We start from the raw sequence: 24,109 nt of genomic DNA on the forward strand, positions 1-24,109 counted from the left end.
GTTTCTCTCGATTAAGCGGATGTTAATAAACTTTCAGTTTGACCGTTCAATAACACTTGGCCTTTTTCTTTTGGATAAGCAACATCAATAGAGACAGCACCACCTTCTCGCCAAACGCTGATAATGGTATCCATGTTAGCCGCCATGACGGCTCGCTTATCATCAGGTGCCGCGGCGATTACTTGTAAGCCTATGTCTTTCATAAAGCCCATACAAGTGGATGTTTTTACCATATCAATCTTATTGAAGGCTTCATCAAACATGGCCAAGGAGAAGCCGCCAACGATATCCCCATCCATGGTTTCATGTAAGCGATACGTGGTAGAAAGCGCAGCCGCTATTGCCAAATAAAATGGAATTTGGTGTTCCCCACCAGACCCCGTCTGAATACGTTGACTCAAGGTGGTTTTCTTATTGCCATCGCTGTCTAGTATGTCGACTTCAAAGTTGTAGAACTTACGGTAATCAGCAAGGTCTTGTTGCTTCTCTTCGTCAGAAATCAATTCTTGGATGGCCTCAATAGCACGAGCATGCTCTGGGTCATTGCCCATTTGAGGGTCAAATAAACCACCAACATTCGCTTGATCTTGTGCACTAAAGCGTTCCACTAAATCCAAAATGTCTTTCATGTCGCCATTTGGGTAATAGCGGAATTGATAGATTTCTTGGTTGAATGGGCGACGTTTCAAACTGTGATTCAATTCACGGATGATGTGCGCCACTTGATCTAGGGAGTCTTTGAGTTTTGATACATAGTCAGAGCGGAAGGTTTCTTCGGCTTCACGACGAGCAATCTCAGCGCGTTTAGCGTATTTAGCCAGCTCAGTTTCACTCAAAATGTCAATTTGGTAAGAAACGTAATGCTCAAATTCTTCAAATTTCGACTCGAGGTAATCCAATTGGGTATCATTGTCTAGATTCGCTTGATGGTATTTGGCATAGTGATCAGCGACTTCTTTACGAACTTTCTGATCGAAGCTACGAGCTTTTTCACTGGCTTTGTCCGCTCGACTAATGGCTTCCTTATAAATGGCCGCGCCATGGACCATACTACTTTCCAGTAATGAATATCGCTCACTGGCAAACTCTGCGTCGTATTTTGGATTGGAAGTCAAACGTGTACGTTCTTCATCCAGTGCGGATAAGGCAGAACTCAGTTGCGTTTTTTGTGTATTGAGAGCACCAAATTGCTCTGCAATCTGTTGACGTTCACGATCTAGCTTCTTCTGCTCTAACTCAACATTTGCCACACGAGTCTTGAGCTCTTCAATGCGTTCTTGTAGATCGGTATCATCATGTTGTTGTAACTGAGTGATCTCGGCGTTGACCGATTCCAGTTCTTGAACCAAGCGAGTCACCGCATGGCTGGCGTTACCCAATGTCTCAACATCAAACTGATTGTTGGCAATAACCCGGCTAAGCAAAGCATCAGCTTGCTCAAGACGCTGATCTGATGTCAACAAACTGGCCAGTTCTGCACTAAGCGTTTTCAGCTGCTGCTCACGGGATTCGCGCATGCCTTCAGTGTTAATGCCAACCATCATATGAGGCACAGAACGAATGGTTGAAATGGTTCCCGATAGCTTTAACATGCCATCGGCGGTCATTGCACTGTCTTCTCTTAACAGCTCTCGTTCAGTTTCTACGGGCTTAATGCCACCCAGTCGACGATTCAAATACGCTTGCGCATGATCATTATTACAACGAATAAAGCGCAATGCAGATTGACGATCACCTCGGCTTAACCATAATCTTGTTTGAGTCGTATCAACCACTCGACATCCCATTAATTGACGTCGATGGGCGCGGAAGATACGAATGGCCTCTTCTGCATCTTCAGGCTCAACAATCAGGGCTTCTCGTTGTGCACCTAAATAGCCTTCAATAGCATCTTGCCATTTGCGCTCGGTAACCTCAGCCAAATGGCTTAAAGGCGTTGCCGTGATATTGGCGTCTTTTAATAAGGCAATGAGTCGTTTGGTATTTTGTGACAGCGGACTGACGCCGCCTTTTAATGATGACACATCGGACTCAAGTTGTTTGCATTCATCTTTTAGATTCAAGATGCTGCGGTTTAGCTCTGATCGCTGTCCAAACAATAGTGATTTTTCTTTGTCCAACGCGGCATTCAACGAGGACAGTTTCTGAGTCAAAGGTTTTAAATTGCCATCAATGCGGCCATCTTCACTAATCACGGTTTGCAGTGATGATAATTCTTGAGCCAGCTCAATCGACTCTTTCGATAACACTTCCGTGAAGCCATCCAGTGCTTTTAAGAGCACGGCCATTTGACGTAATTGCAAAATGGCTTTTTGGTCTTGTTGACCTTGTAGCTCAATCAACTTTTTATTTTGTTCAAGCTGTTGAAGTTTTAAACCAACGTCTGAATGCTCATATTGCTGCTCTAGTCGTAAAAGTTGTCCTTGAAGCTGCTTTAACAAACTTGATTGAGTCGCTAGTTCTTCTTCAATTTCCTCTTCACGCTCTTTTTGCAAATCGTATTGATCTTGAATGTCATCTTGTTTACTGCCCAGTTCATCAAAACGCGCTTCTGTCGCAATCCATTGGTAATTAATGGCATTTTGATCGTGCTGATGTTTTTTCTCACAATCTTGTTGGATGATTTTAAGGTCATCAATACGTTTAGAAACTTCCAGAGTTTTGGCTTCTAACTGGCGATATTCGTTCAGAGATTTTTGGTAAGCGCCAACTTGTAATGGCGCTTCAGTCAAAACAAAGTCTTGTACAAACCGAGTGGGTGACGCAATAGGAACGAATTTTAGTGCGTTCTTGAAGTTCTTCAAAAAGCCATCAATGGTAATGAGCTGATCAGAACTTGGACTCAATTCTTCTAAGTAACGGTTAATATATTGAGTGGCAGAAGCACTGCCGGACTTGATAAAAGGATCTAGGCAGATTTTTTTGAAGCTTTCTCGAACTTCTATCCAAGGCTTGGCTTTGTAGCTCTTACCTTCCATTGCATCAATGAAGTCTGATTTACGTGCACCAAAATTAGGTAAGACAAAACGCCCTAATACGTCTTCTTCCGGCGACGCCAGAGAGGCACTTAAAGTGAGCCCGACAGTTGACTCTTTTCCTGTGACACTGTCTTCAAACACTAAGGCAAGGTAACAGGTGGCATCTTGTCTTGGCTCTGTTCCAAATACTTTTGCATTGGCTTGACCAGAATCGATCATCCCTAAAATGTAGGAACGAATACTACGACCACTCGCCTTTCCATCATTGGCACTGGCGTTGTAATTTAAGTGACGTTTACTGGCACCGGTCAACACAGTTTGAATGGCATCCAGTAATGACGATTTGCCTGATCCGGTTGGTCCAATAATGGCGGTATTACCGCGAATGTTGATTTCTTCTGCACCAAGTAGGTACCAATTTACTAATACAATACGATTTAACTTTTTCATTATCAGGCCCTAGTCTTGGTTCGTCTCAGAGGTGATTTCAACATCACTGTCGTCACTTTCTATATCGTCTTCATCTGGGTCTGTTCCATTGAAAGACTCTAATTGTCTTAAATAAGCTTCCGTGACAATCAGGCGTACCACAGGCGTAATATTGATGATCTGGTTTTTGCTGTCTTCTTCATAAGTTTTGCCACGGATGATCACCCCATGACGACTGAATAAAGATAAAATATCTTTAAAGCGAGTTTCACTTGGGATCTCTCGTTTTACCAAATGCACAAAGCGATCTAAAATAGTGTGGGTATTCGTAGCCACAAAACCGTTGTCCACTTCGAAATTTTCAATTTTCTCTTCGTATATTTGTCGTAGTACAAGCAAGAATAAAGTTTCGTCGGTTTTCAATCGAACAAAAGCTTCTCTCTGCACAGGTAAAACCCCTGCCAAACGTTCATTTTCATTAATGTAGAGTTTCATGCCAAGGGCATCAAATAAGCGATCAAAATATTCTTGATAAGATTCAAGTAATAAGTAGTGTTTGCGTTGGCCGTGTTTGTAAGCACTGGCAAATTGATTGGCAATGACATAATTCGCTGTCTGTTGGAACTCTTGTGCGTCCTTTCCTGACTCTTCAACGACCTTTTTTAATTCTTTAAGCATTAAGCTTCGCTCCTACGTACAACATTGAACTCACGGCATTCAACAAAATCATGAACATCTACAAATTGATCGGTAAATTGTATTTCAAACACATTTTCTAATTTCTTCGCACTCACGCCTAAAGAGCCGATGTAACGAAGATGATCAAAGCAAACAAAGTCTTCCACTGATGAAATGGTAAAATCCAGAATGTGTTTCTGAGTGCTGCTCGCCATTTGTTTTTCAAGATAAGTCTGCATTTTAGCAACTGTCACCTGACGAGCTTCATGGAATCGACGTTGCTGATCTCTAAATTTAATGGCATCAGCCGACACTTCGGCAGGCGTCATTATACGAGGTGGCGGAGCCTCACGACGTTTTGTCGGTTGTGCTGCTGAAGCCATGCCAACGAAACGTGAACCAACCACTTGTTTCATTACTGGCAAATGGTCGAATTTCGCCACATCACTGATAATACCGGCAATTTTAGTCGCCATGCCAGGACGCGAACTGTCCATATAACGGGCGGTATCCGCGGCACGTTTTTCCAACCGATAACGATATTCGTCAATCCGTTCTAGGCGTTGCTCTATGTTATTAAACGTTTTCAATATGTCGCGACAATCTTGTTCAACCATGGCTTGAGCTTCTGCCATGGTAATCAGTTGTTGATCAACATAACATTGCGCGACTTGCCCCATGGTGGTCGGGTTGGCTAAAAAGTCTTGCGTTAACTCAAGAATTTGTCGGCGAAAACGAAACGGGTTGTTACTGGTTTTAATGGTTTTGTAGTCGGCGATTAAAATGCCTTCAACAAATAAATCAAAAAAACCAGAAACAATGGCTTTGGGGTCTCGGCTGGCAAATAACTCACGTTGCAAGCTACGAATACCTAATAAAATTTGATTCAAGTGTGCCGAAAATTCGCGCGCAGCTTCAGCCGATTGGCGAAGTGTCACGCCTCTTTCTTTCGGTTGCTTTGCTACGGCCTCAAGATTACTCAAAATACTTAGCACAGTCGCGCCATAGTTACGCTTGCCATGACTGCTGATCTCAACCAAAGATCTAAGCAACATGGATATCTGTGGCGTCATGAGCACGCTAACACGATATAACTCTTGTTCTTCAACAAGCCAACCTGTGTTGACTAATCTGTGGTAGATACGCAAGGCATAATCATGAATTGTTTTTGGTGAATCGAAAGACTCTTTTTGGTCCTCATGCCAAGACAAGGTATCCAGCTTATGAAGGGTATCTTCAATTGACTCAATAATGGTGGACTTATCTTTTATCGGATCCTCGGCATGATCATAGAAAACGTCAGCTAGATCTTTGAGTACTGCTTCGATGAGAGTCTTATTCGAGCCGCTTAACGCCTGAAAAATTTCATCTGGCAAATGACTAAACAACATTGTCATGGCTCCATGGCTTCACTAAAAACAATCGCATTCTTATTCCTTACCTAAATATCCAGCTATCACACTTTCCATTGCTTTTTTAACGGCATTATCTTCACCGACTGGTGGCAGTAATACAATGTTTAATTTTTCGCTTTGAAGTGCTTCTATTTGAGCTGGCACATCCGTGCGTAAGTGCCGTCCAACTGCTAGGAAAAGTGGTAAAACGGCCACAGACGTCACATCTGCATTCAGTTTTTCAACTACGTCTTCTAAAGACGGCGTGGTTAGTTCCATATAGGCTAAGCTTGTATTTGCCTCACCATAAAGTTCTGCGACTCGATGGTGAAGGGTTTCGAATGGCTCTTTCCAAAGAGGATCGGGACTTCCGTGTGCCAGAAGTATGATGTGATCGTATTCTTTGCGTAACATTATCTTACCTAAATATTAACAATGGTTACCATTTTAGCCATCCTGTCAGAGAAAAAGAAGGTGCGAATTAAAAAAACGCAAAAACAAAGAACTGCTTGATCCAATTTTAGTTTTTGGACGTTTACTCACAGTCTGAATAATAAAAAATCATAAGGATTTACCATGAAGATTTTAATGACAGGGGCAACAGGGTTTATTGGACGCTCATTAGTGGATGAGCTATTGAAAAGTGGCTCAGAGATTTTTGCGCTTGTTCGCAAAAAATCCAATGACTTGCCCATAGAAGTCAAACAGATTGATTTTTCAGCGCTCTCTCAGTTAACCCAAACCTTTGATGCATTCATCAATCTTGCGGGAGAAAGTATTGCGGCTCAACGATGGACTTTGAAGCGTAAACAAACCCTGTTGAACAGCCGTGTCAATCTGACCAACCGCGTCTTTGATTTATTACAACATCCACCTAAAACTGTCATTTCTATGTCGGCTGTTGGCTTTTATGGGATGACCAATGAAGGTGAGTTCATCGAAAACACGCCTCCTGCTTCTGGATTTGCTCATCAATTATGTCGGTTGTGGGAACACTCAGTGACGGACTCGACCGCTAATGAAAGCCGTGTGGTCATTTTTAGGTTGGGGGTTGTATTAGGTCATGGCGGCGCGTTAAATAAAATGCGACTGCCCTATCGTTTGGGGCTCGGTGGCAAGATTGCTTCCGGAAAACAATGGTTCAACTGGGTTCATTTAGACGATGTGAAACAGTGTATTTTAAATGCGATAAGTGATTCCGCGTATCAAGGAGTCTATAACCTGGTCGCGCCTAACAATGCAACACAAGCTGAATTTGCCAAATGTTACGCCAAAAGCCTAAAGCGTCCAGCCATCATTTGGACGCCTCAATGGGTATTTAGAATGCTATTCGGTGAAATGTCGACCCTACTAACTCATGGCCCTAAAGTCATTCCTGACAAGCTGTCAAAACAAGGTTATCAGTTTCAATTTGAGCAATTGAATCAAGCCCTTAAAGACATAGAAGGAAATTGAAGCATTGTATATGCCCTTAGCGTTTCTTTCGTAGCTCGGGTAAGCCTTTGTCATCGTTGAGTGTGTGAGTGCATTTGGGATAGGTTATACAGCCCCAAAAATAGCCATTTTTACTTTTCTTTCGGACAAGGTAGTGACCACAGGCTCGACATGGGTACTTTTTCGTTGCTGATGGCGCACCTTCATCATCTTCTACCGTGACTTTACAATCAGGGTAATTTGAGCAGCCCCAAAAAACATTATCTTTGAACTGCCTTTTGCGAAGTGGTGACTGGCATGCTGGGCATAAATAGCGTTTTGCTCGAACCGGCTTTCCCTCTTGATCATTCGCTGTGTAGTCACAATTTGGGTAAGACTCACAGCCCCAAAACACGCCATTGGCGCCTTGCTTTTGCCTTAGCAAACTTTGGCATTTTGGGCACCGGTAACGAATTTGAGCCACAGTAACTTTGGCGTCATCTTGGTTTAGAAACTCCTGTTCCCAATGACTGCTTGGCAAGTGTGATGTTTTGGAATCCTTTGGCATGATGATCACTTCTTGTCTTTATAACAAAGAGCAGAATCCTCCTGACACTTGTTTTTATCGTCTTCTGCAAAAACAGTACGTACTTTTGAGGCCCCTTTTCGAGCCGCATCGGCAGTGGCTGAGCCTGCTTCTTGCAAGCTTTCCCAGACAATTACTCCCGTTTCTTTAGCGTTATGACGCACTTTACTTCCAAGCGCCGCTGCTTTACTGCCTATCTCACTAGCCTTTTCGGACGTTTTGTCGGTTACGTCAGAGCCTGTACTTTTCGCATTTTCCCAAAATTCTATGACATTGTTTTTTGCTTTATCAAGCGTTGAGTCGTCTGCGTGCACGACATTGATCATCAAACTCAACAATACAATCATTAAATGATGGCGTGTCATACCACTACCTCTTGAGCCTTTTTACAGTGCAAATACTCGAGAACTTGCATTACATCCGATAGCTGCACCAAATCATCGTATTCCGCCAAGACTGTATCATCAACCAGCTCATGAGCCCAGGTACTGTGGTATGGGATATGAATGGCTTTTGCTCCTAGGTCGAGAACCGGCAAAATATCCGATTTAAGGGAATTCCCTATCATTAAGAAGTCCTCGGTACGGATGTGATGTTTGTTGAGAATCTGCTCATAGGTCGCAGGCGTTTTTTCACTTACCACTTCTATGACATCAAAGTAATCGACAATACCTGAACGAGCGAACTTACTCTCTTGGTCAAGTAAATCCCCTTTGGTAATCACCATAAGTTGGCATTCTGACTGAAGTGTTTTAAGCACAACTTCAATATTTGGCAATATTTCAACTGGCATAGCAACCATGCATTTTGCTAAATCAATAATTTGATGAACTTCACTACCGAGAATGCGCCCTTCCGTTAATTCGATGGCGGTTTCAATCATGGAAAGAGTAAAACCTTTAATGCCATAACCAAAGTGTTCTAAGTTTCTGATTTGCACTTCACCAAGATGATCTCGAATATAGGTTTCAGAATGGTAAGGCGAGAGCAATCGAATAAACTCATCTTGAGCATTCATGAATATTTCTTCGTTACGCCACAAGGTATCATCAGCATCAAATGCTATGGTTTTAAAAGCTTGGCGTGTTTCTTTCATATCAAGTCCAATTTTTAATGTTATCTTCAATGATGTTCATATAGAGCGCAATTTGATCCGGACTATCGTTTAAGGCTGGAATATAGTCAAATGCTACCCCACCACTGTGTTTAAACTCATCACCCAATTCAAGCGTGACCTCTTCCAAGGTTTCAATGCAGTCAATTGAAAAGGCCGGACTGATGACGTTGATTTTTTTAATGCCCATATCAGGCAAGGCTCTCAACGTTTCGTCGGCATAAGGTTTTAACCATTCTTCACGACCAAATCTCGACTGATAAACGTGAGTCCAATCGTTGTCACCTAATTCTAGTTCTTCCGCCACCAAACGACTGGTCAATTCACAACGACGTGAATAAGGGTCGCCGTTACTAACGTAACGTTTTGGAATGCCATGGTAAGACAACACCAGATGACGACGTTCTCCCTGCTTTTCCCATTGGGCTCGTACAGAATCCGCCAAGGCTGTTATGTATAAAGGGTTGTCTGCATAATCGCTGGCCAAATGTAATTCTGGCCAATGCGGACAAGCTTTCAAGGATTTCATAAGGCGGTCATAGGCGGCCGCAGACGTGGTAGATGAAAATTGAGGGTACATAGGGATCACGAGAATTTTATCTGCCCCCTGTGCTCTCAATTTATTCGCGGCACTCTCGACACTTGGGTTGCCATATGTCATTGCCAATTCAACCGCAACTGGCACAGGAAACTCTTCCGTGACTTGTATTTGTAATTTGTCTGTTAAGCGCTGACTTAATACTAGTAAGGGAGAGCCGCCTTCCATCCAGACTTGTTGATATACCTTAGCGACCTTAGGCGGTCTAAGGGTTAAAATCACCAAGTTCAAAATGGGTTTCCACAATAATGGATTTAAATCTACCACTCGAGAATCCGATAAAAACTCTCTCAAATAGCGACGAACAGCCCCAGTTTCAGGTGCATCGGGAGTGCCAAGATTCATCAACAGCACACCAATTTTTTTGTTATCAGTCATTAAAACAAACCCTTGAAATTTACTAATGCATTATAGGGCATCAGGCACAAAACAACGTGTAAATTCACGTTATTTTAAGATCAATATATCTCTTTTGATATGGATATCATTGCCAAATTCTGAACAAGCACACAATTAAATACAGATTGAAGCACGCTAACAAAATTTTATGTTCATAGTGGCTTACTTGCCATCGAGTTAACAGAGATCCAAACAATAAACCAGCGCCTAATGCCAATGCGGCGGGTATGTAGATGGCGCCTGCTAACCAGGCATCTGATGCCACTATGTGAGATATCGCAACTGGCTGTAATGCTGGAAACACAAACCCTATCAGGGCGGAAAATGAGAGGAATACTGACATACCATGAAGTGTTCCATCTCTATTTTCGTTTGAATGAGGGTGTAATTGATAAAGTAAGCGTGCAACTGTATGACCATCATTGGCTCCCAACACACTCATTCCACCAGCCAACAGTCCAATGGGAAGAGGAAAGTTTGGAACAGATCGCTGTTGATGGACTTGCCATTCCAAAACACTGATGAAGATATTTAGTAGCAAAGTGAAAGAAATAAAAGCTAATAAAACCTCCACATTAGACAAACTAACCAATTGTGCGCCAATGACGCCACCCATCGCTAAACCAGGGGCGTATTTTAGTAATAGCGAGTACTCGACTCGACCAGCCTTCATGGCTGTCAGCCAATGATAAAGATGCATTGGTAAACAAGCGACAAGGATGGTTGCGATGACAATCGATATATACTGATCAACTGGCATCCCGATCACAGGCAAAAAAAAGTAGAGTGCTGTTAGGCAGGTTAATGCTGGAGAGACTCTAATTTGCGTACTGACTAAACCGCACGCTAGACCGATTAAGATCAGAAAAACAGTAAATTCAATTGGCATGTTCATATCATAATGAGGTTAAAAAAACAAAAAAGCGGGCCATAAGCCCGCTTTTTTGATGAGCTGAAACGTTAATCTCGATAGACGACGCTTCGAATTCGTTCTTGAATCAAAGAAGCCAGTTTATCCGGTTGGAATTTAGATAAGAAATCGTCACAACCCACTTTTTGAACCATGGCTTTATTAAAACTGCCACTTAATGACGTATGCAGTACTATGTACAAATCCTTAAGCCTCGGGTCTTCTCGCACCTCTCGAGTAAGGCGATAACCGTCCATCTCCGGCATCTCTGCATCGGTAATCATCATGAGCAATTTTTCAGGTACAGTTTCACCCTGATCAGCCCACGCTTTAAGTCGCTCTAAGCCACGCTTACCATCTGTCGCAGTATGTACTGTGATGCCCATGAAATCCAAAGTAGATCGACATTGTGCAAGACCAACAGAAGAGTCATCAACGACCAGCACTTCTAAGCCCTTTGCAAGTGTCAAGAGATCGTTATCAATGATGTCATCACTGACTGTACTGTCATAAGGTGAAATTTCAGCGAGTACTTTTTCTACATCGATAATTTCCACAATACGATCATTAACACGGGTGATCGCCGTTAAGTAATGCTGACGACCAGCACCATCTGGTGGTGGAAGGATTTCATTCCAATTCATATTGATAATGCGATCTACTTCACCAACCATAAAGCCCTGAACAGTATTATTGTACTCTGTAACAATCAAATTACAGGATTCGTTTCGCTCAATTGGCTTCATACCGATGGATTCGGACAAATCGATCACCGGAATGGTGCGACCACGAAAGTGTGTTACCCCAGCAACTGATGGATGTCTGTGAGGCATCAGGTTTAATTTTGGTAGCTGCACAACCTCTTGAACTTTAAAGACATTGATCGCAAACATTTGCATTCCACCAAGACGGAACATTAACAATTCTAGGCGGTTTTCACCCACCAGCTTGGTTCTTTGGTCGACAGCGTCTAACATGCTCGCCATACATCACTCCACACATTTTCAAATAAAGGCGTTATTCCATTATAACCATGATATTGTATTCAGCTATGGGTTACAGTATTTTTTTGTGATGTCTTTTTAATTATAGGGAAGTGAGATGAAAAACGATGATGTGCTTTTTTGTCGTAAAGCTGTCGTGAACCAAAAATCGCAAACAATGGCTTATCACCTTCTTCACCCTGAAGACACGTTATATGAAGATGAGAAGACATTTTTCAGCTCTTTGTTTGTGGATGTGAACCTCAATGAGTTAACGCAGCAAAAGGCGATTTTTTTCATCGGATCAATTGATCAGTTAACTAAATTGCCGGAACTCAACGGGTTACAAGTCACGTTATTTATAGATTGCTCTAACTTAGATCAAACAAAGCACATTGATAGCCTGTCAGAAGCTCGCTTAGATGGTTACCAATTTGGCCTCGTTAATCCTCAGCCTGAGGACTATGACAGTGACTTTATGAATGTGTTTTCGTATGTTTTATACGATTTAGAGCAGATTTCTTTAGATGAAGTATTAGAGTCGAGTCAACATCCAGACATTGTCTTAAAAAATATTTGGGTTCATAAAATTGAGCGCGCTCAAGATTTTGATCGTCTCAAACAATCCTTGCCGCATGCTTATTTCAGCGGTTGCTTTATCCGCAAAATGACCAAGATCAAAGGCAAACGAGTTCTAGCTTATAAAGACATACTCATTGAATTACTGAATCATTTAAACAATCACCAAACCTCCCCTCGTCTTTTAGCAGATTGCATTGAGCGTGACCCAACACTGACATACAGAATTATCAAATTAACGCACACAGCTCGATATCACAGCCAATTTAATGTGACTAACGCACAGCGAGCAGTAGAAATTATCGGAGTGCGTGATCTCGTTAAGTGGGTAGGCCTAGTGATGCTCAGTAGTGTTTCAGGAAAGCCGGATTGTTTATTTTTAATGGCGGTTTCTCGTGCTTGCTTCTGTCATAACATCAGTGCGGTTTTGTTTCCAAAATTAGAAGGTGGTTTCTTAGTTGGATTGTTTTCGTATCTGCCGAGCTTTTATGATGAAGATTTGACCACGCTATTAAAAGAACTTCCTTTGGATGTCAACATTACTAAAGCCTTATTAGAATACCAGGGGAACTTAGGTGGTGTATTGCGAATGGTTGAAGCTTACGAATCGGGCCGCTGGGAAAAAATCCCGTTTGACCAGTTGGCAATGATGAACATTTCTAAGGATGCATTAAAGAACATTTATATTGATAGCTTAACCATGGCGAGAGAAATGACTCAAGCATGATAGACATTGGCGTTAATTTAAATCATTCACTGTTTTTAGACGATTTAGAGCACACCTTGTTGGAGGCAAAGCAACAAGGGGTTAATGGCATTATTTGCATAGCGTCGGATCTTGAAGAAAGTCAGCTATTGACTCAATACAGTCGTCTTCATCCAAGCCTTTGGCAAACCATTGGTTGTCATCCTCACCAAGCTAAGACATGGCATGCCGACAGTCAGCAAATATATCGGGCGTTACTGCATAAACATCAAGCTGTGGCAATTGGTGAAACAGGATTGGATTTCAATCGCAATTACTCTACTCAAGAGCAACAACGTTTTGCTTTCCATCAGCAAATCGACCTAGCCAAGGAATTGGCTCTGCCTCTCTACTTACATGAAAGAGACGCCCATGAAGAAATGATTGCGACCTTGAAGCAGCACCCTGAAGTTGCTCAGAATTCCGTCATTCATTGTTTCACAGGTTCAAGAAGAGAATTGGATCACTATCTAGAGCTTGGTCTGTACATTGGCATAACAGGTTGGGTTTGCGATGAAAGAAGAGGCAGCGACTTACAAACCTCCGTGCCTCACATCCCTTTGGATAGATTGCTATTAGAAACCGACGCGCCGTATTTATTACCCAGAAACATACGCCCCAGGCCGAAAAAGAATCACCCGAAATATTTGCCCTACGTTGCAGAAGAAGTAGCCCGATTACGAAACATGACGGTTGAAGCATTAATCAAAGCCAGTGTCGATAACACTCATAGACTGTTTAATCTGCCTGCTAATATTCATACAAGTTAAAGTAACGAAATTTGCTGAGATAGTAGGCTTGCCATGTTTGTTTTAAAGATTGGTAAGAGGCTATCCGCAATGGGGACGAGTTGTTTTTCGATATAATGTTCATAATCTAAATGATTTAAATCGGCTTGTGTTTCATAGGGCATGACCCCAGAAGTTTGATACACGTAATGTATTCGTTTTCGTCCTTTATTATATTCCAGCGGCAAGCCTAGACTTGCACGCTTTTCATCAATCATCATAGCAGCGCGGACATGAGGTGGTTTGTGTTTCGAATACTCTGACAGAGGTCGACTCAATTGTTTACTGTACACGAGCCATTCATCAAGCTGACCAGCCTTGAGTTGCTCAATAATGGACTGGATATAAGCAATAGGGTTTTCATCATTAAAGACAATGTCAAAAAGGTTACGTTGAAATTCCCGCGCCAGCTTGGTCCAATCTGTGCGCGCGGCTTCTAGCCCTTTGAAAACAACTTTGTTGTTGGTTTTGCCTGCATAACGCTTTTTACTGCCCTCTTCTTGACCACGTATAGTTGGCATAAAGAAGCGTTCATACAAGGTTTCAAATTCAAGTTCTAGATGAGAATCTACATTGGCATAATCACGACACCATGCGGTTAATGTTTGATTAATGTCCTCGCATAAGTGTTTTCCTAATACGTCAGGCTCAGCGCTCTCATCATTTAGCACCACGAATAATGAATCGGTATCGCCATAAATGACGTTAGCGCCCTTCTCTTCCATCCAAGTTTTGGTAAGTTGCAATATTTCATGGCCACGCATGGTAATCGAACTGGCGAGCTCAGCATGATAAAACCGACACACATTTGACCCTAGTACGCCATAGAAAGAGTTCATAATAATTTTAATGGCATAACTTAAGATATCATTGTGTGATGACTTTGCTTCTTCTCTGGCCTTAGCAAGTTCCCCAACTAACTCAGGCAATATGGCTTGGTCTACTTCAAAATGTGCTCCCAAATAACCAGGTACGATATGTTGATTGTTTTGCTGTGGGGCTTTTTGTGCCGTGATACGGGCTAGAGGGTCAATGAAAAAGGTTCGGATAATGCTTGGGTACAAACTTTTGAAGTCGAACACCAAGACATTTTTGTAAAGCCCGGGAAGAGAATTCATTACAAAACCACCGGGACTGGCAACAAAGGCTTCGTCTTTCCATGACGGAGCAACGTATCCAGCTTGGTGTAAACGTGGAATATAAAGGTTTTCAAAGGAGGCAACAGAACCGCCTGTTTGTTCCATTGGTATGCCCGTGAGGTCCACTCGCGTTTGTTGTAGTTGAATCAATTTTAATTGTTTAAAAATACGCCATACCAAGTCGCAGTCTTGTAAATTGTAAGCGACAAAGGAAGCTAGGTCATGCTGATGCATTCGCTCAATTTCTTGCCATCGATCGCCGCCGTGTAACAACTTACGGTCGCCTAAGATTTCGTGGCTGACATTGTTTAAACTGTATGATTCAAAGTGATACCCGCCCACCTTAAGCAAGGTGATGCCGTCTAAGGCCACTCTTCCGGGAATAGAGGCAAAGTATTTTCCTTGATTCTCTGAAGAGCGAATATTCCATGTTTCACCATTCACACCAAAAGCGGCGCGAATGCCTAACTGTTGGCAGCGTTGATCAATAAAGTGAAGATCAAAACCAATCAAATTCCAGCCAATGAAAATATCTGGATTGTGCTTTTTTACGAATTGCATAAACCCGAGTAATAAGCTGCGCTCATCAGAAAACGCCGTGACATTCTCAAGATTGGTATTATCGGGTGCCACGACAAAGGCTTGTCGCAGCAGATCATTGGTGATGCCAATTGACAGGATTTTGTTATGTGTCACTGAGGTTTCAATGTCTAACGACCAGATGTTCCAATTAGGTGCGTAGTCACCAGCAATCACCTTAGCTTGCCGATAAACCAGCCCACCCTGCTCAACCAAACCAATAAATCGAATTGAACCACGGATGTTTCTTTCCATTAAATAGCGATCATGGGCCTTAATGTCTTCTTCAAAAACCGCATGACCAGTCTGTTTAACAAATTTCAGGATTTGACTGTGTAAGGTCATGCTGTTGGTTTGGATTAAGGTAACCGTTTGGTGGTCAAACGAATTGAGTTCAGTGGGATGATACTGAACCCCTTTTACATCTACAGGAAGTTCGGAGATCGGGATGGTGCTAAAAAAACTGGTTTGTTGGCGGTCCGGTATGACTTTCACCGTACCATCAGGCGTTTTCACAAAAAGGCTCATTTCGATCTGACCATTCACTTCTTTTGTATGGCGACTGACAATGTAGCCTTTTTGCTCTTTAAACATTACAAACCTTGTTTGAGTTAAAATCAGATATCGCGTAATAGATGCATCGGAGGCACATTTAATACTTTACGACTGGCAAATACACCGATGGTTAAAATAACACACACTCCAATTAATGGACCAAACAACCAAAGGTTTGGGTGCCAATTTGCTTGGGTATTAAAGACATAAACTTGCAGGCCGTAAAGACATAGTTCAGCGCCAAGGGCCGAAATAATGCCAGAGAAGAATCCTAACGCACCAAATTCCACAAAAATTGATTGGCGAACTAAACCGCTTTTCGCGCCCAAAACTCTTAGCAAGGCACCTTCTTCCAATCTTTCTTCTAGGGTCGATCGCACACTGGCGAGTAATACTAAACCGCCTGCGCACAATATACACAAAAGTACTAACTGAATGGCCTGTGATAATTGGCCAATAATGGTTTGAATCTGTTTTAAGATATCTCCGACATTCAAAATGGACACCGTTGGGTAATTTGACATGCCTTTGTAAAAATCTTGCGCCTTAGCTTCGTTAACAAACAGACTGCTGACGAAATTGGCGGGATAATCTTGCAGAGCTTGCTTTGGCAAAATCAAATAGAAATTAGGCTGCATTGTTCCCCAATCAACTTCTCTCACTGAGGTTATCGGCAGAGTAATGATATTGCCGCCAATATTGATGGTTAATGTGTCACCAAGAGAGACACCGACCTCTTGCGCCACACGCTGTTCAATGGATAGACCCTGAGCCAAAAAGTCGCCCTCAAGAAGTGTGTTCCCTTGTCCTAGCTGATCTGACCAAGTGAGGTTTAATTCACGATCTACCAATTCAGGCTCATTGCGACCATCAGGGTATAAGTCGTCTACATCATCATTATTAATCTTTATGACACGGCCACGTACCATGGGATACCAATCGGAATGTGGAATGCCCAATGTTTGGCTGGTGTTATCAATTTCATTAATCTGATTGTGTTGGACATTAAAAATGTAGTGGTTTGGGGCATCTTCAGGAAGTTGCTTTTGCCAGTCACTGATCAGGCTCGACTGCACGCCAATCAAAATCAGCGTTAACATAATAATCAAAGTAAACACCAACAACTGGAATAAATTAGGTACCAAGCGACGATACAGTGAGGCCAAGCCAATTTGCCAGCCACTGGTGGCACCAGAGGTTAATCTTCGCCCTAATTTGAATGCACTAATGCCAATTAATCCGACAATTAGTCCAATTCCAGCAATGCTCAATGTCATCACACTGGGTAATAAAAAGCCTTTGGTGTAAATACACATAAGAGCGTACATACCGACAAAACCAAGGCTGTAAATAATGGCGGTATTTTGCTCGATTTTGGCCGTTGGTTGTAACACAGAAAGTGGTGAAATCTTGATCAAACGCATAACCAGAGGCAAACAAAAAGCCAACATTGACACCAAGCCTGTTGCGATTCCAAGCCATAAGCGACTGATAGAGGGTGAAGGTAATTCAGTAGACATCAAACCAGATAATAATGAGGCGATGATTTCTTGTATGCCCCAACCTATTGCTAAGCCAATCAAGGTTCCCACACAGAAGAGTAAGCATAATTGTTGGAAAAAAGCCCAACTAAGAAATCTAGGGGTTGCACCAATGGTTTTTAAGATGGCGACCTGCATCAGATGGCGCTTTACAAACCGAGCCGACGCTAATGCCATGGCAATGCCTGACATCACCACGGCCAAAGTGCCTGCTAACAACAAAAACGATTCAGCGCGACTGATTGTGTCACCAACACGCTCACCTCTTTGTGAAGGTGTACGCCATCGCTGACCATCAACAAGCTGAGGTGTTAGCCAATCGCCGTATGCTCGCAAAGTCTGTCTATTACCGGCTAATAGTAAAGAGTAACGTACTCGGCTGCCGGGAATGATCACTTGTGTTTTGGCTAAATCCTTGTCATTGATTACCGCTCTTGGTGAGATGGTAAAGGCCGATGTCGTTGAGCCAGGGTCTCGGACCAAATACTGGCTAACGTGAAATTTCGCTTCACCGATTTCTACTTGATCGCCAATGTTGACGCCAAGCAGGCTGGCCAGCCTTGAAGACAACCAAACTTCTCCTGTGGCTGGTGGCTGCGTCCATTGCTGCCCCTGACCAAATAGCGTTTGATCTACTAGATAAGCGCCTCTTAGTGGATAAGAATCCGTGACGGCACTAATCTGTGCAAGCTGTAAACTGTCTTTCGCGAACATCATAGTGGTAAAGGAGGTTCGCTGAGCTTGCTCTAAGCTAAGATTATTTGCTCTTTCAATCCAGTCTGACGGGATGGTTTCATCACTTCGAATCAAACGATCGGCCGCTAATAAATTGGCAGACTGTTCCTCAAAAGAAAGTTGTAAGCGGTCAATAAAGAGACCGATCGACGTCACGGTGCCTACTGATATGACGAGCGCGGCTAACAATGTGAGTAAATCACCGCTGCGAAAATCTCGAACCATTAATCGGAAGATGAACATCATAAGGATTTTTCCGTTAGCTGACCGGACGACATGATCAATTGACGACCACACATTTTCGCAAGTTCATTATCATGAGTCACCATGACGAGTGTGGTTCCCTGCGATTGGTTTAGATCAAACAACAAATCAATAATCAATTTACCGTTTTCTTCATCTAAATTGCCGGTTGGTTCATCCGCAAATAGAATTTTCGGCTGAGAGGCGAATGCTCTTGCGATAGCAACGCGCTGCTGCTCACCACCGGATAATTGATTAGGGTAATGTGTCAAACGATGGGATAGGCCAACTTTGTTGAGTAAGGCCTCGGCTTTTTGTCGCGCGTTTTTATCCCCTTTCAATTCGGCAGGTAGCATCACATTTTCAATCGCTTGTAAGCTGGGAAGCAAATGAAAAGACTGAAAGACAAAGCCTACATATTGTCCTCTAATGATGGCGCGTTTTTCTTCGTTCAAGCTCGAAAAGGCTTGATCATAAACAAAAATATCCCCCGACGTGTTAATATCCAACCCTGCCAATAGGCCAAGCAATGTTGACTTGCCTGAGCCTGATGCACCGACGATCGCCACAGACTCACTTTCCAGAATTTCCATATTGATTCCTTTCAATATGGTTAAATCTCCTGTATTTGATGTCACTGTGTGAGTAAGATTACTGACTTTAATCGCCGTTCTATTGCTCATGTTTTAATACTCTAAAGGTTAAATATGTTTGTAAAAATAACTCAAAAAATCGTTTTAATATTTGGCTTTCTGTGTCTAACAACAAGTTCATTTGCTGCCAATTTACTGGTAATGGGTGACAGTCTTAGTGCTGCCTATAACCTAAGACAACAAGATGGTTGGGTAAGTTTACTAAAAAATCAATTAAATCAATCACACCCTAGTATCGAGGTAATCAACGCCAGTGTCAGTGGTGAAACAACTCAAGGGGGCTTGTCTCGTTTTCCTGCGCTACTGACACAATATCGACCTAAATGGGTGATATTAGAACTGGGGGCCAACGACGCTTTACGTGGTTACCCTTTAAATCAGACCTCTGATAATTTAAAAAATATGGTCGAACTATCTTTGCAAGTTGGTGCTGAGGTGTTGCTAATTGGCAACCAAATCCCTCAAAACTATGGTAAACGTTACACTAAAATGTTTTTTGAGTTATATAAAGGCATTGCCGATCAATATCAAATTGCGTATTTACCTTTCATGCTGCAAAACGTCGCACTCGATAAAGACCTCATGCAAAATGACGGACTACACCCTAATAAAGCAGGCCAACCTATTGTGCTAGAAAATATCCTGCCATATTTACAGCCATTATTAGACTAAAAATAAGGAAAATACATGAAAGCCGTTTTTTTGGATCGAGGATCCTTCCCTCGCGATTTAAGTATTCGCTTTAATGATACCATCACCAGCTATGTCGAATATCATAATACCCTTGAGACTGAAGTGGCTGAGCGCATTATGGACGCTGATATTATACTCACCAATAAAGTTGTCATCAGCCGTAAGCAGATTGAAAACTCAGCGTCTCTTAAGCTCATTCAAGTGATGGCAACCGGTACTAACAACGTAGCGATTGAAGCTTGTCAGGAAAAAGGTGTTAGGGTTCAGAATGTAGAGGGTTATTCGGCCATCAGTGTGCCTGAGCATACTTTTGCAATGCTGTTGGCTCTGCGTCGTAATCTTGTGCCCTACCTTCAAGAGGTTCAATCTGGTGCGTGGGAAAAGGCAGAATTTTTTTGCCTGATGGACCACCCTATTAAGGATTTGTCTGGTTCAAAAATGGCCATTATTGGTAGCGGCCAACTGGGCAAGCAAGTTGCAATACTGGCTAAGGCGTTTGGAATGGAGGTCATGTTAGTAGAGCGAAAGCATCAAACGGATATACGAAACGGTTATGTTTCATTTGATCAGGCCATTCAAGAAGCCGATATTATCAGCTTGCACTGCCCTCTCACGACAGACACAAAGAACCTTATTGATGACATTGAATTTAAACGCATGCAGAATCATGCGCTATTGATTAATATGAGCCGAGGCGGCATCGTCAATGAAGAGGCGCTTGTTAGGGCCATTGAATCTAAGCAGATTGCAGGGGCAGCTTTTGATGTTGCAACACAGGAACCCATGCCTAATAGTTCACCATTATTCTCCTTAACACAATCGCTAAATTTCCTGCTTACGCCTCATGTCGCCTGGGCAAGTCAAGGTGCGATGGAAAAGCTTGTGCAGATTGCCATTAATAATATTCATGCGTTTGTAGAATCAAAATAATGCAGCTAGACATTCTTTATCAAGACGAGTTTCTTGTGGCAGTAAACAAGCCGGCCGGTTTACTGGTTCATCGAACGTATTTAGCAAAAGGCGAAGAAGATGCCGTTGTTCAACGTTTAAGGGATCAAACAGGACAATGGGTATTTCCTGTCCATCGATTAGATCGAGGAACATCCGGAGTCTTGGTGATGGCCTTTTCGCCTGACATTGCTCGTGGCTTAGCGGAGCAGTTTAGTCAATCTCAAACGGAAAAAATCTATCATTGTTTAGTGCGTGGATTCAGCTCTGAGAAAGGTGAGATTAACTATCCTCTTGCTAAATTGAATGAGCAAAAAGGCCGAGCTAGATTTAAAATCACTGGCACAGAAAAAGAAGCCGAAACGCTTTTTAAACGACTGCACCGTTATCAGCTACCGATTCCCGTCAGTCGTTACCCTGAAATGCGTCTAAGTTTACTAGAAGTCACACCGAAACAAGGACGGAAACATCAAATACGTCGACACTTTAAACATTTACTCAACCCCCTGGTGGGTGATACCTGCTACGGTTGTCGACACATTAATAAAGCCTTACGAGTTGAATGGAATGAAGCGTTGCGCCTGATGCTGCATGCGTCCTCTTTATCCTTTACTCATCCAATTGGGGGTCACAGGCTAACCATTCAAGCTAAGTTTCCAGACAGCTTACAGGCTGTTATTAATAAGATAACACCTTATCAAATTGATTAACGTCTTGATTAGGCTGTTGGCTTTCTGACCATTTAAACACCCAACCATCATGAGCCTTTGTTTTTAAATTGACCGTTTCTGGGCAGAATTCGTCTATCCAGAAACCACATGACAATAAGACTTTTATCGAGGATCTGTTGTAATCTGCGACTTTCGCATAAATTTCCTTCACCCCGCGACACGTCCAGACAAGCAGTAAATGCCTCAGGGCAAATCGCGCAATGCCACGGTTTACAAAGTACTTGTCTATACGATAAGACACTTCAATGATCTCTTTATTTTGATCTAGGTATTGTGCATTAAAGCGACCAATGATTTTGCCATCGTGTAAGCAGACTAAAAACTGCAATCCAGCCTCTTGGCCTCTTAGTAGCTTGTTTAATTGAGGTTTGGTCGGTGCATAGCCAGCATAATGAGGTAAGAAGTGAGCGAACCACTCTTGATTGTTTGTTTCAAATTGCAAAATATTGGCTAGGTCATCCAATTTCGCGGGGCGTATTTTCAGTAAATCTTTCATGTGTCTGTTGTGTCGTTGAAGCGTATTTAAATGTTAGACCAGTTCACCTAAAATTGCGCTTAATTGTTTTAATATTACTAATATTCACTTAAGACTCTACCTTGAAGTGGTATACTTAAAATTAAGTTGTATAAGCATTTTAGAAGTTAGACATGAAGAATCGTAATATCGTTTATTCCACTGATCAGGGCCGTTTATGCCCTGATTGCGAGCAACCTACTGCTGAGTGTCAGTGTCAACAAATGGAAGCTGTTGGTGATGGCAATGTAAAAATTGCACTAGAAACCAAAGGTCGCAAAGGAAAAGGCGTCACAACAGTGAAAGGATTACCTTTAACTGAAGCGCAACTCAAAGGCTTAGCCAAGAAATTAAAGGCACAATGTGGTACCGGCGGCTCTGTTAAAGATGGCCAAATTGAAATTCAAGGCGATAATCGACAAAAACTAAAAACACTACTTGAAAAAGAAGGCTATTCCAGTAAATTTGTGGGTGGCTAATGTCACAATAATAGCCTTTAATTAGACAAGCTCATATTTCTATCAATTATTATATATATCAACATCATCGATATGGCTGAGTAATTACTCAAAAGATGGAATAACGCCAAAAAAAGACTCTTTAATGGTGATGAGTTGCAGTAGAGGTACCTATGTTCCAGCATAGTATGAAACAGGCCAACCAGCTTATGCGTTCGGCCATTCCATTAATGGTCAAATTGGACATCCCACCAACACCATACAATTATGGTATTTGGTATGAATATGCATCAAATAACAACCCAAAATTAAATCAAGTCGTTGATCGTACTATTCGTCGCTTCGGTACCTTACCGGCTTTTGTTTCAAAAGAACTGTTCAATGAATTTATTATTGCCGATGATATTAAACCTGCAGACGCACAACGCAAAAGCCTAGATGAGCTCACCGAGAAGCTCAATGACGAGAGCGCCTCTGTTACCAAAGAACTCTCTACCTTCACCCAATCTCTCAGTCACACTCGTGCCGCTTTAAAAGTAAATACTGACAAAGAAAAACTCATTCATATCGCGAATTTACTTGACCGGCGTACTTTTAAAGCCAATCAAGTGGTAGAGCAATTTGGCGAAACCTTATCAGAGGTACAAAACGAATTGACACGTCTTAGACGTGAATTAGCTGAGGTTAAGAAAAGCACAGAACTTGATCAAATGACGTTATTGGCTAATGAAAAAGGCTTTGAACGCACCTTGTTTGCTTGGGCGCCATTTGCAGAAGATGACCTTACTTTATTGATAATTGACATAGATAATCTGAGTCAAATAAATCAAGACTACAGCAAGAAAGTGGGCTCTTCACTTATTTTGTATATTGCGAAGACCTTATCAAGTGTTTTACCAGATAAGGCCTATATTGCTCGCCTTAAAGGTGGTCAGTTTGTTGTCTTAGTCAAGGATATGGAGCTTGGAGAGGCTTCTAAATTGGCTGACTCCATCCGATTGAATATCTCAAATCAAAAAATTCGTAATAAGGACAACAATACTTTGTTGAAGCAAATTACTGTGTCGATTGGTGTGGCCACTTTGTTAGGCGATGAAGGTCCCTCTGAATTAGTCCAGCGTGCTCAGCACTATTTAACTTATGCGAAACGATCTGGCAAAAACTGTATTGCCCATCATGTATAAAGGAGTAATGTTGTGACATCGGTTGAACTTCAGTCAAACCAGATGCTTTTTGAAGTAAGAGATTATGAGTGCGATATGCAAGGAATCGTCAATAACGCTGTTTATCAAAATTATCTTGAGCATGCTCGTCATAAGTTCATTAAATCTAAGGGATTGGATTTTGCACAAATCACAGAACAAGGAATCAACCTAGTGTTAATGCGTGCTGAAGTTGATTACAAACGCTCATTAAAAAGTGGGGATGAGTTTTACATAGAGACCTATGTAGAGCGTGAATCGAAGCTCAAATTCGTATTTTATCAGAAAGTGGTACGCTGCCATGATCAACAGCTCATGCTGCAGGGAAAGATGACAGTGGCATCCACCAATCAACAGGGCAAACCGGTTACTTTTGATCAAGCAGATAAGTTGTTTGAATAATTTCAAGCAACTTAATTTCACCAGCCTATTTTCTTTCCTCATAGGTCCATGCCCATAAGTCATGTATTTTTCAGATATAACAGGCTCCCCTCTCATAAGCCATAAAATCCCAGAATGTCCTA

23 protein-coding genes are annotated in these 24,109 nt (G+C 42.2%); 9 read left to right on the top strand and 14 right to left on the bottom strand.

Annotation, left to right across the window (positions count from 1 at the left end):
* Window positions 1-11 precede the first annotated feature (11 nt).
* From MAR181_RS08855 to MAR181_RS08870, 4 genes are read right to left on the bottom strand one after another with little or no spacing between them, the layout of a single operon-like run.
* Entirely contained in the window at window positions 12-3,428 is a 3,417-nt protein-coding gene (locus MAR181_RS08855; protein ID WP_013796245.1) for an SbcC/MukB-like Walker B domain-containing protein, read from the bottom strand.
* A 9-nt stretch (window positions 3,429-3,437) separates the two neighbouring features.
* Entirely contained in the window at window positions 3,438-4,085 is a 648-nt protein-coding gene (locus MAR181_RS08860; RefSeq protein ID WP_013796246.1) for a DUF4194 domain-containing protein, read from the bottom strand.
* Window positions 4,085-5,476 carry a Wadjet anti-phage system protein JetA family protein gene (locus MAR181_RS08865; protein ID WP_013796247.1) on the bottom strand — a complete coding sequence of 464 codons (1,392 nt, stop codon included), beginning with the start codon at window positions 5,474-5,476 and terminating at the stop codon, window positions 4,085-4,087. Before MAR181_RS08865 ends, MAR181_RS08860 begins: the two co-directional genes overlap by 1 nt.
* Window positions 5,477-5,515: 39 nt before the next feature.
* On the bottom strand, window positions 5,516-5,893 hold the full coding sequence (locus MAR181_RS08870; RefSeq protein WP_013796248.1) for a sirohydrochlorin chelatase: 378 nt from the start codon (window positions 5,891-5,893) through the stop codon (window positions 5,516-5,518).
* Between the two features lie 162 nt (window positions 5,894-6,055).
* Between MAR181_RS08870 and MAR181_RS08875 the strand changes: the two genes are divergently transcribed.
* A complete protein-coding gene (locus tag MAR181_RS08875) occupies window positions 6,056-6,934 on the top strand; it encodes a TIGR01777 family oxidoreductase (RefSeq protein WP_013796249.1) in 879 nt (292 codons plus the stop codon).
* 16 nt (window positions 6,935-6,950) lie between these two features.
* On the opposite strand, the gene MAR181_RS08880 is transcribed toward MAR181_RS08875, so the two are convergent.
* From MAR181_RS08880 to MAR181_RS08905, 6 genes are all read right to left on the bottom strand, one after another.
* Entirely contained in the window at window positions 6,951-7,460 is a 510-nt protein-coding gene (locus MAR181_RS08880; protein ID WP_013796250.1) for a DNA topoisomerase family protein, read from the bottom strand.
* Window positions 7,461-7,465: 5 nt separating this feature from the next.
* Window positions 7,466-7,843: a hypothetical protein gene (locus tag MAR181_RS08885; RefSeq protein WP_013796251.1), complete on the bottom strand. Its 378-nt coding sequence runs from the start codon at window positions 7,841-7,843 to the stop codon at window positions 7,466-7,468.
* The gene (locus MAR181_RS08890; RefSeq protein WP_013796252.1) at window positions 7,840-8,574 is read right to left on the bottom strand and encodes an HAD family hydrolase; all 735 of its coding nucleotides are present in this window, start codon (window positions 8,572-8,574) and stop codon (window positions 7,840-7,842) included. Before MAR181_RS08890 ends, MAR181_RS08885 begins: the two co-directional genes overlap by 4 nt.
* Window position 8,575: 1 nt before the next feature.
* Window positions 8,576-9,568, bottom strand: a complete 993-nt coding sequence (gene hemH / locus MAR181_RS08895) for a ferrochelatase (RefSeq protein WP_013796253.1) — start codon at window positions 9,566-9,568, stop codon at window positions 8,576-8,578.
* A gap of 106 nt (window positions 9,569-9,674) precedes the next feature.
* Window positions 9,675-10,478: a TSUP family transporter gene (locus MAR181_RS08900; RefSeq protein WP_041651263.1), complete on the bottom strand. Its 804-nt coding sequence runs from the start codon at window positions 10,476-10,478 to the stop codon at window positions 9,675-9,677.
* A 71-nt stretch (window positions 10,479-10,549) separates the two neighbouring features.
* Window positions 10,550-11,485 (bottom strand): chemotaxis protein CheV, encoded by a 936-nt coding sequence (locus MAR181_RS08905; protein WP_013796255.1) that lies wholly within the window; start codon window positions 11,483-11,485, stop codon window positions 10,550-10,552.
* 115 nt (window positions 11,486-11,600) lie between these two features.
* Here MAR181_RS08905 and MAR181_RS08910 point away from each other — a divergent pair, with 115 nt between their 5' ends.
* Together MAR181_RS08910 and MAR181_RS08915 are read left to right on the top strand one after the other, a co-directional pair.
* The gene (locus MAR181_RS08910; RefSeq protein WP_013796256.1) at window positions 11,601-12,788 is read left to right on the top strand and encodes an EAL and HDOD domain-containing protein; all 1,188 of its coding nucleotides are present in this window, start codon (window positions 11,601-11,603) and stop codon (window positions 12,786-12,788) included.
* Window positions 12,785-13,576 (top strand): TatD family hydrolase, encoded by a 792-nt coding sequence (locus MAR181_RS08915; RefSeq protein WP_013796257.1) that lies wholly within the window; start codon window positions 12,785-12,787, stop codon window positions 13,574-13,576. The genes MAR181_RS08910 and MAR181_RS08915 overlap by 4 nt, the downstream gene beginning before the upstream one ends.
* On the opposite strand, the gene MAR181_RS08920 is transcribed toward MAR181_RS08915, so the two are convergent.
* The 3 genes from MAR181_RS08920 to MAR181_RS08930 are packed head-to-tail and all read right to left on the bottom strand — an operon-like array spanning window position 13,573 to window position 19,069.
* A complete protein-coding gene (locus MAR181_RS08920; protein WP_013796258.1) occupies window positions 13,573-15,906 on the bottom strand; it encodes a DNA polymerase II in 2,334 nt (777 codons plus the stop codon). The genes MAR181_RS08915 and MAR181_RS08920 overlap by 4 nt on opposite strands.
* A 23-nt stretch (window positions 15,907-15,929) precedes the next feature.
* Entirely contained in the window at window positions 15,930-18,389 is a 2,460-nt protein-coding gene (locus MAR181_RS08925) for an ABC transporter permease (RefSeq protein ID WP_013796259.1), read from the bottom strand.
* A complete protein-coding gene (locus MAR181_RS08930) occupies window positions 18,386-19,069 on the bottom strand; it encodes an ABC transporter ATP-binding protein (RefSeq protein ID WP_013796260.1) in 684 nt (227 codons plus the stop codon). The genes MAR181_RS08925 and MAR181_RS08930 overlap by 4 nt, the downstream gene beginning before the upstream one ends.
* Before the next feature lie 24 nt (window positions 19,070-19,093).
* On the opposite strand from MAR181_RS08930, the gene MAR181_RS08935 reads away from it, so the two are divergent.
* The 3 genes from MAR181_RS08935 to MAR181_RS08945 are packed head-to-tail and all read left to right on the top strand — an operon-like array spanning window position 19,094 to window position 21,390.
* The gene (locus tag MAR181_RS08935) at window positions 19,094-19,711 is read left to right on the top strand and encodes an arylesterase (protein WP_013796261.1); all 618 of its coding nucleotides are present in this window, start codon (window positions 19,094-19,096) and stop codon (window positions 19,709-19,711) included.
* Window positions 19,712-19,726: 15 nt separating this feature from the next.
* Window positions 19,727-20,662, top strand: coding sequence for a D-2-hydroxyacid dehydrogenase (locus tag MAR181_RS08940; RefSeq protein ID WP_013796262.1), 936 nt, complete (start codon window positions 19,727-19,729; stop codon window positions 20,660-20,662).
* Entirely contained in the window at window positions 20,662-21,390 is a 729-nt protein-coding gene (locus MAR181_RS08945; RefSeq protein ID WP_013796263.1) for a pseudouridine synthase, read from the top strand. Before MAR181_RS08940 ends, MAR181_RS08945 begins: the two co-directional genes overlap by 1 nt.
* On the opposite strand, the gene MAR181_RS08950 is transcribed toward MAR181_RS08945, so the two are convergent.
* Window positions 21,359-21,907, bottom strand: a complete 549-nt coding sequence (locus MAR181_RS08950; protein ID WP_013796264.1) for a GNAT family N-acetyltransferase — start codon at window positions 21,905-21,907, stop codon at window positions 21,359-21,361. The genes MAR181_RS08945 and MAR181_RS08950 overlap by 32 nt on opposite strands.
* 152 nt (window positions 21,908-22,059) lie before the next feature.
* Here MAR181_RS08950 and yciH point away from each other — a divergent pair, with 152 nt between their 5' ends.
* From yciH to MAR181_RS08965, 3 genes are all read left to right on the top strand, one after another.
* Window positions 22,060-22,404, top strand: a complete 345-nt coding sequence (gene yciH / locus MAR181_RS08955) for a stress response translation initiation inhibitor YciH (RefSeq protein ID WP_013796265.1) — start codon at window positions 22,060-22,062, stop codon at window positions 22,402-22,404.
* A 152-nt stretch (window positions 22,405-22,556) separates the two neighbouring features.
* A complete protein-coding gene (locus tag MAR181_RS08960; protein ID WP_013796266.1) occupies window positions 22,557-23,567 on the top strand; it encodes a GGDEF domain-containing protein in 1,011 nt (336 codons plus the stop codon).
* Window positions 23,568-23,579: 12 nt separating this feature from the next.
* Window positions 23,580-23,987 carry an acyl-CoA thioesterase gene (locus MAR181_RS08965; protein WP_013796267.1) on the top strand — a complete coding sequence of 136 codons (408 nt, stop codon included), beginning with the start codon at window positions 23,580-23,582 and terminating at the stop codon, window positions 23,985-23,987.
* Window positions 23,988-24,109: the final 122 nt, after the last annotated feature.

This window comes from Marinomonas posidonica IVIA-Po-181 (assembly GCF_000214215.1).
GTDB classification, from domain to species: Bacteria; Pseudomonadota; Gammaproteobacteria; order Pseudomonadales; family Marinomonadaceae; genus Marinomonas; species Marinomonas posidonica.

Excerpts from the sequence above, each read along its gene's own strand:
- MAR181_RS08855 (WP_013796245.1), bottom strand. The coding sequence starts at position 3,428 with ATGAAAAAGTTAAATCGTATTGTATTAGTAAATTGGTACCTACTTGGT.
- MAR181_RS08860 (WP_013796246.1), bottom strand. The coding sequence starts at position 4,085 with ATGCTTAAAGAATTAAAAAAGGTCGTTGAAGAGTCAGGAAAGGACGCA.
- MAR181_RS08865 (WP_013796247.1), bottom strand. The coding sequence starts at position 5,476 with ATGTTGTTTAGTCATTTGCCAGATGAAATTTTTCAGGCGTTAAGCGGC.
- MAR181_RS08870 (WP_013796248.1), bottom strand. The coding sequence starts at position 5,893 with ATGTTACGCAAAGAATACGATCACATCATACTTCTGGCACACGGAAGT.
- MAR181_RS08875 (WP_013796249.1), top strand. The coding sequence starts at position 6,056 with ATGAAGATTTTAATGACAGGGGCAACAGGGTTTATTGGACGCTCATTA.
- MAR181_RS08880 (WP_013796250.1), bottom strand. The coding sequence starts at position 7,460 with ATGCCAAAGGATTCCAAAACATCACACTTGCCAAGCAGTCATTGGGAA.
- MAR181_RS08885 (WP_013796251.1), bottom strand. The coding sequence starts at position 7,843 with ATGACACGCCATCATTTAATGATTGTATTGTTGAGTTTGATGATCAAT.
- MAR181_RS08890 (WP_013796252.1), bottom strand. The coding sequence starts at position 8,574 with ATGAAAGAAACACGCCAAGCTTTTAAAACCATAGCATTTGATGCTGAT.
- hemH (WP_013796253.1), bottom strand. The coding sequence starts at position 9,568 with ATGACTGATAACAAAAAAATTGGTGTGCTGTTGATGAATCTTGGCACT.
- MAR181_RS08900 (WP_041651263.1), bottom strand. The coding sequence starts at position 10,478 with ATGCCAATTGAATTTACTGTTTTTCTGATCTTAATCGGTCTAGCGTGC.
- MAR181_RS08905 (WP_013796255.1), bottom strand. The coding sequence starts at position 11,485 with ATGGCGAGCATGTTAGACGCTGTCGACCAAAGAACCAAGCTGGTGGGT.
- MAR181_RS08910 (WP_013796256.1), top strand. The coding sequence starts at position 11,601 with ATGAAAAACGATGATGTGCTTTTTTGTCGTAAAGCTGTCGTGAACCAA.
- MAR181_RS08915 (WP_013796257.1), top strand. The coding sequence starts at position 12,785 with ATGATAGACATTGGCGTTAATTTAAATCATTCACTGTTTTTAGACGAT.
- MAR181_RS08920 (WP_013796258.1), bottom strand. The coding sequence starts at position 15,906 with ATGTTTAAAGAGCAAAAAGGCTACATTGTCAGTCGCCATACAAAAGAA.
- MAR181_RS08925 (WP_013796259.1), bottom strand. The coding sequence starts at position 18,389 with ATGATGTTCATCTTCCGATTAATGGTTCGAGATTTTCGCAGCGGTGAT.
- MAR181_RS08930 (WP_013796260.1), bottom strand. The coding sequence starts at position 19,069 with ATGAGCAATAGAACGGCGATTAAAGTCAGTAATCTTACTCACACAGTG.
- MAR181_RS08935 (WP_013796261.1), top strand. The coding sequence starts at position 19,094 with ATGTTTGTAAAAATAACTCAAAAAATCGTTTTAATATTTGGCTTTCTG.
- MAR181_RS08940 (WP_013796262.1), top strand. The coding sequence starts at position 19,727 with ATGAAAGCCGTTTTTTTGGATCGAGGATCCTTCCCTCGCGATTTAAGT.
- MAR181_RS08945 (WP_013796263.1), top strand. The coding sequence starts at position 20,662 with ATGCAGCTAGACATTCTTTATCAAGACGAGTTTCTTGTGGCAGTAAAC.
- MAR181_RS08950 (WP_013796264.1), bottom strand. The coding sequence starts at position 21,907 with ATGAAAGATTTACTGAAAATACGCCCCGCGAAATTGGATGACCTAGCC.
- yciH (WP_013796265.1), top strand. The coding sequence starts at position 22,060 with ATGAAGAATCGTAATATCGTTTATTCCACTGATCAGGGCCGTTTATGC.
- MAR181_RS08960 (WP_013796266.1), top strand. The coding sequence starts at position 22,557 with ATGTTCCAGCATAGTATGAAACAGGCCAACCAGCTTATGCGTTCGGCC.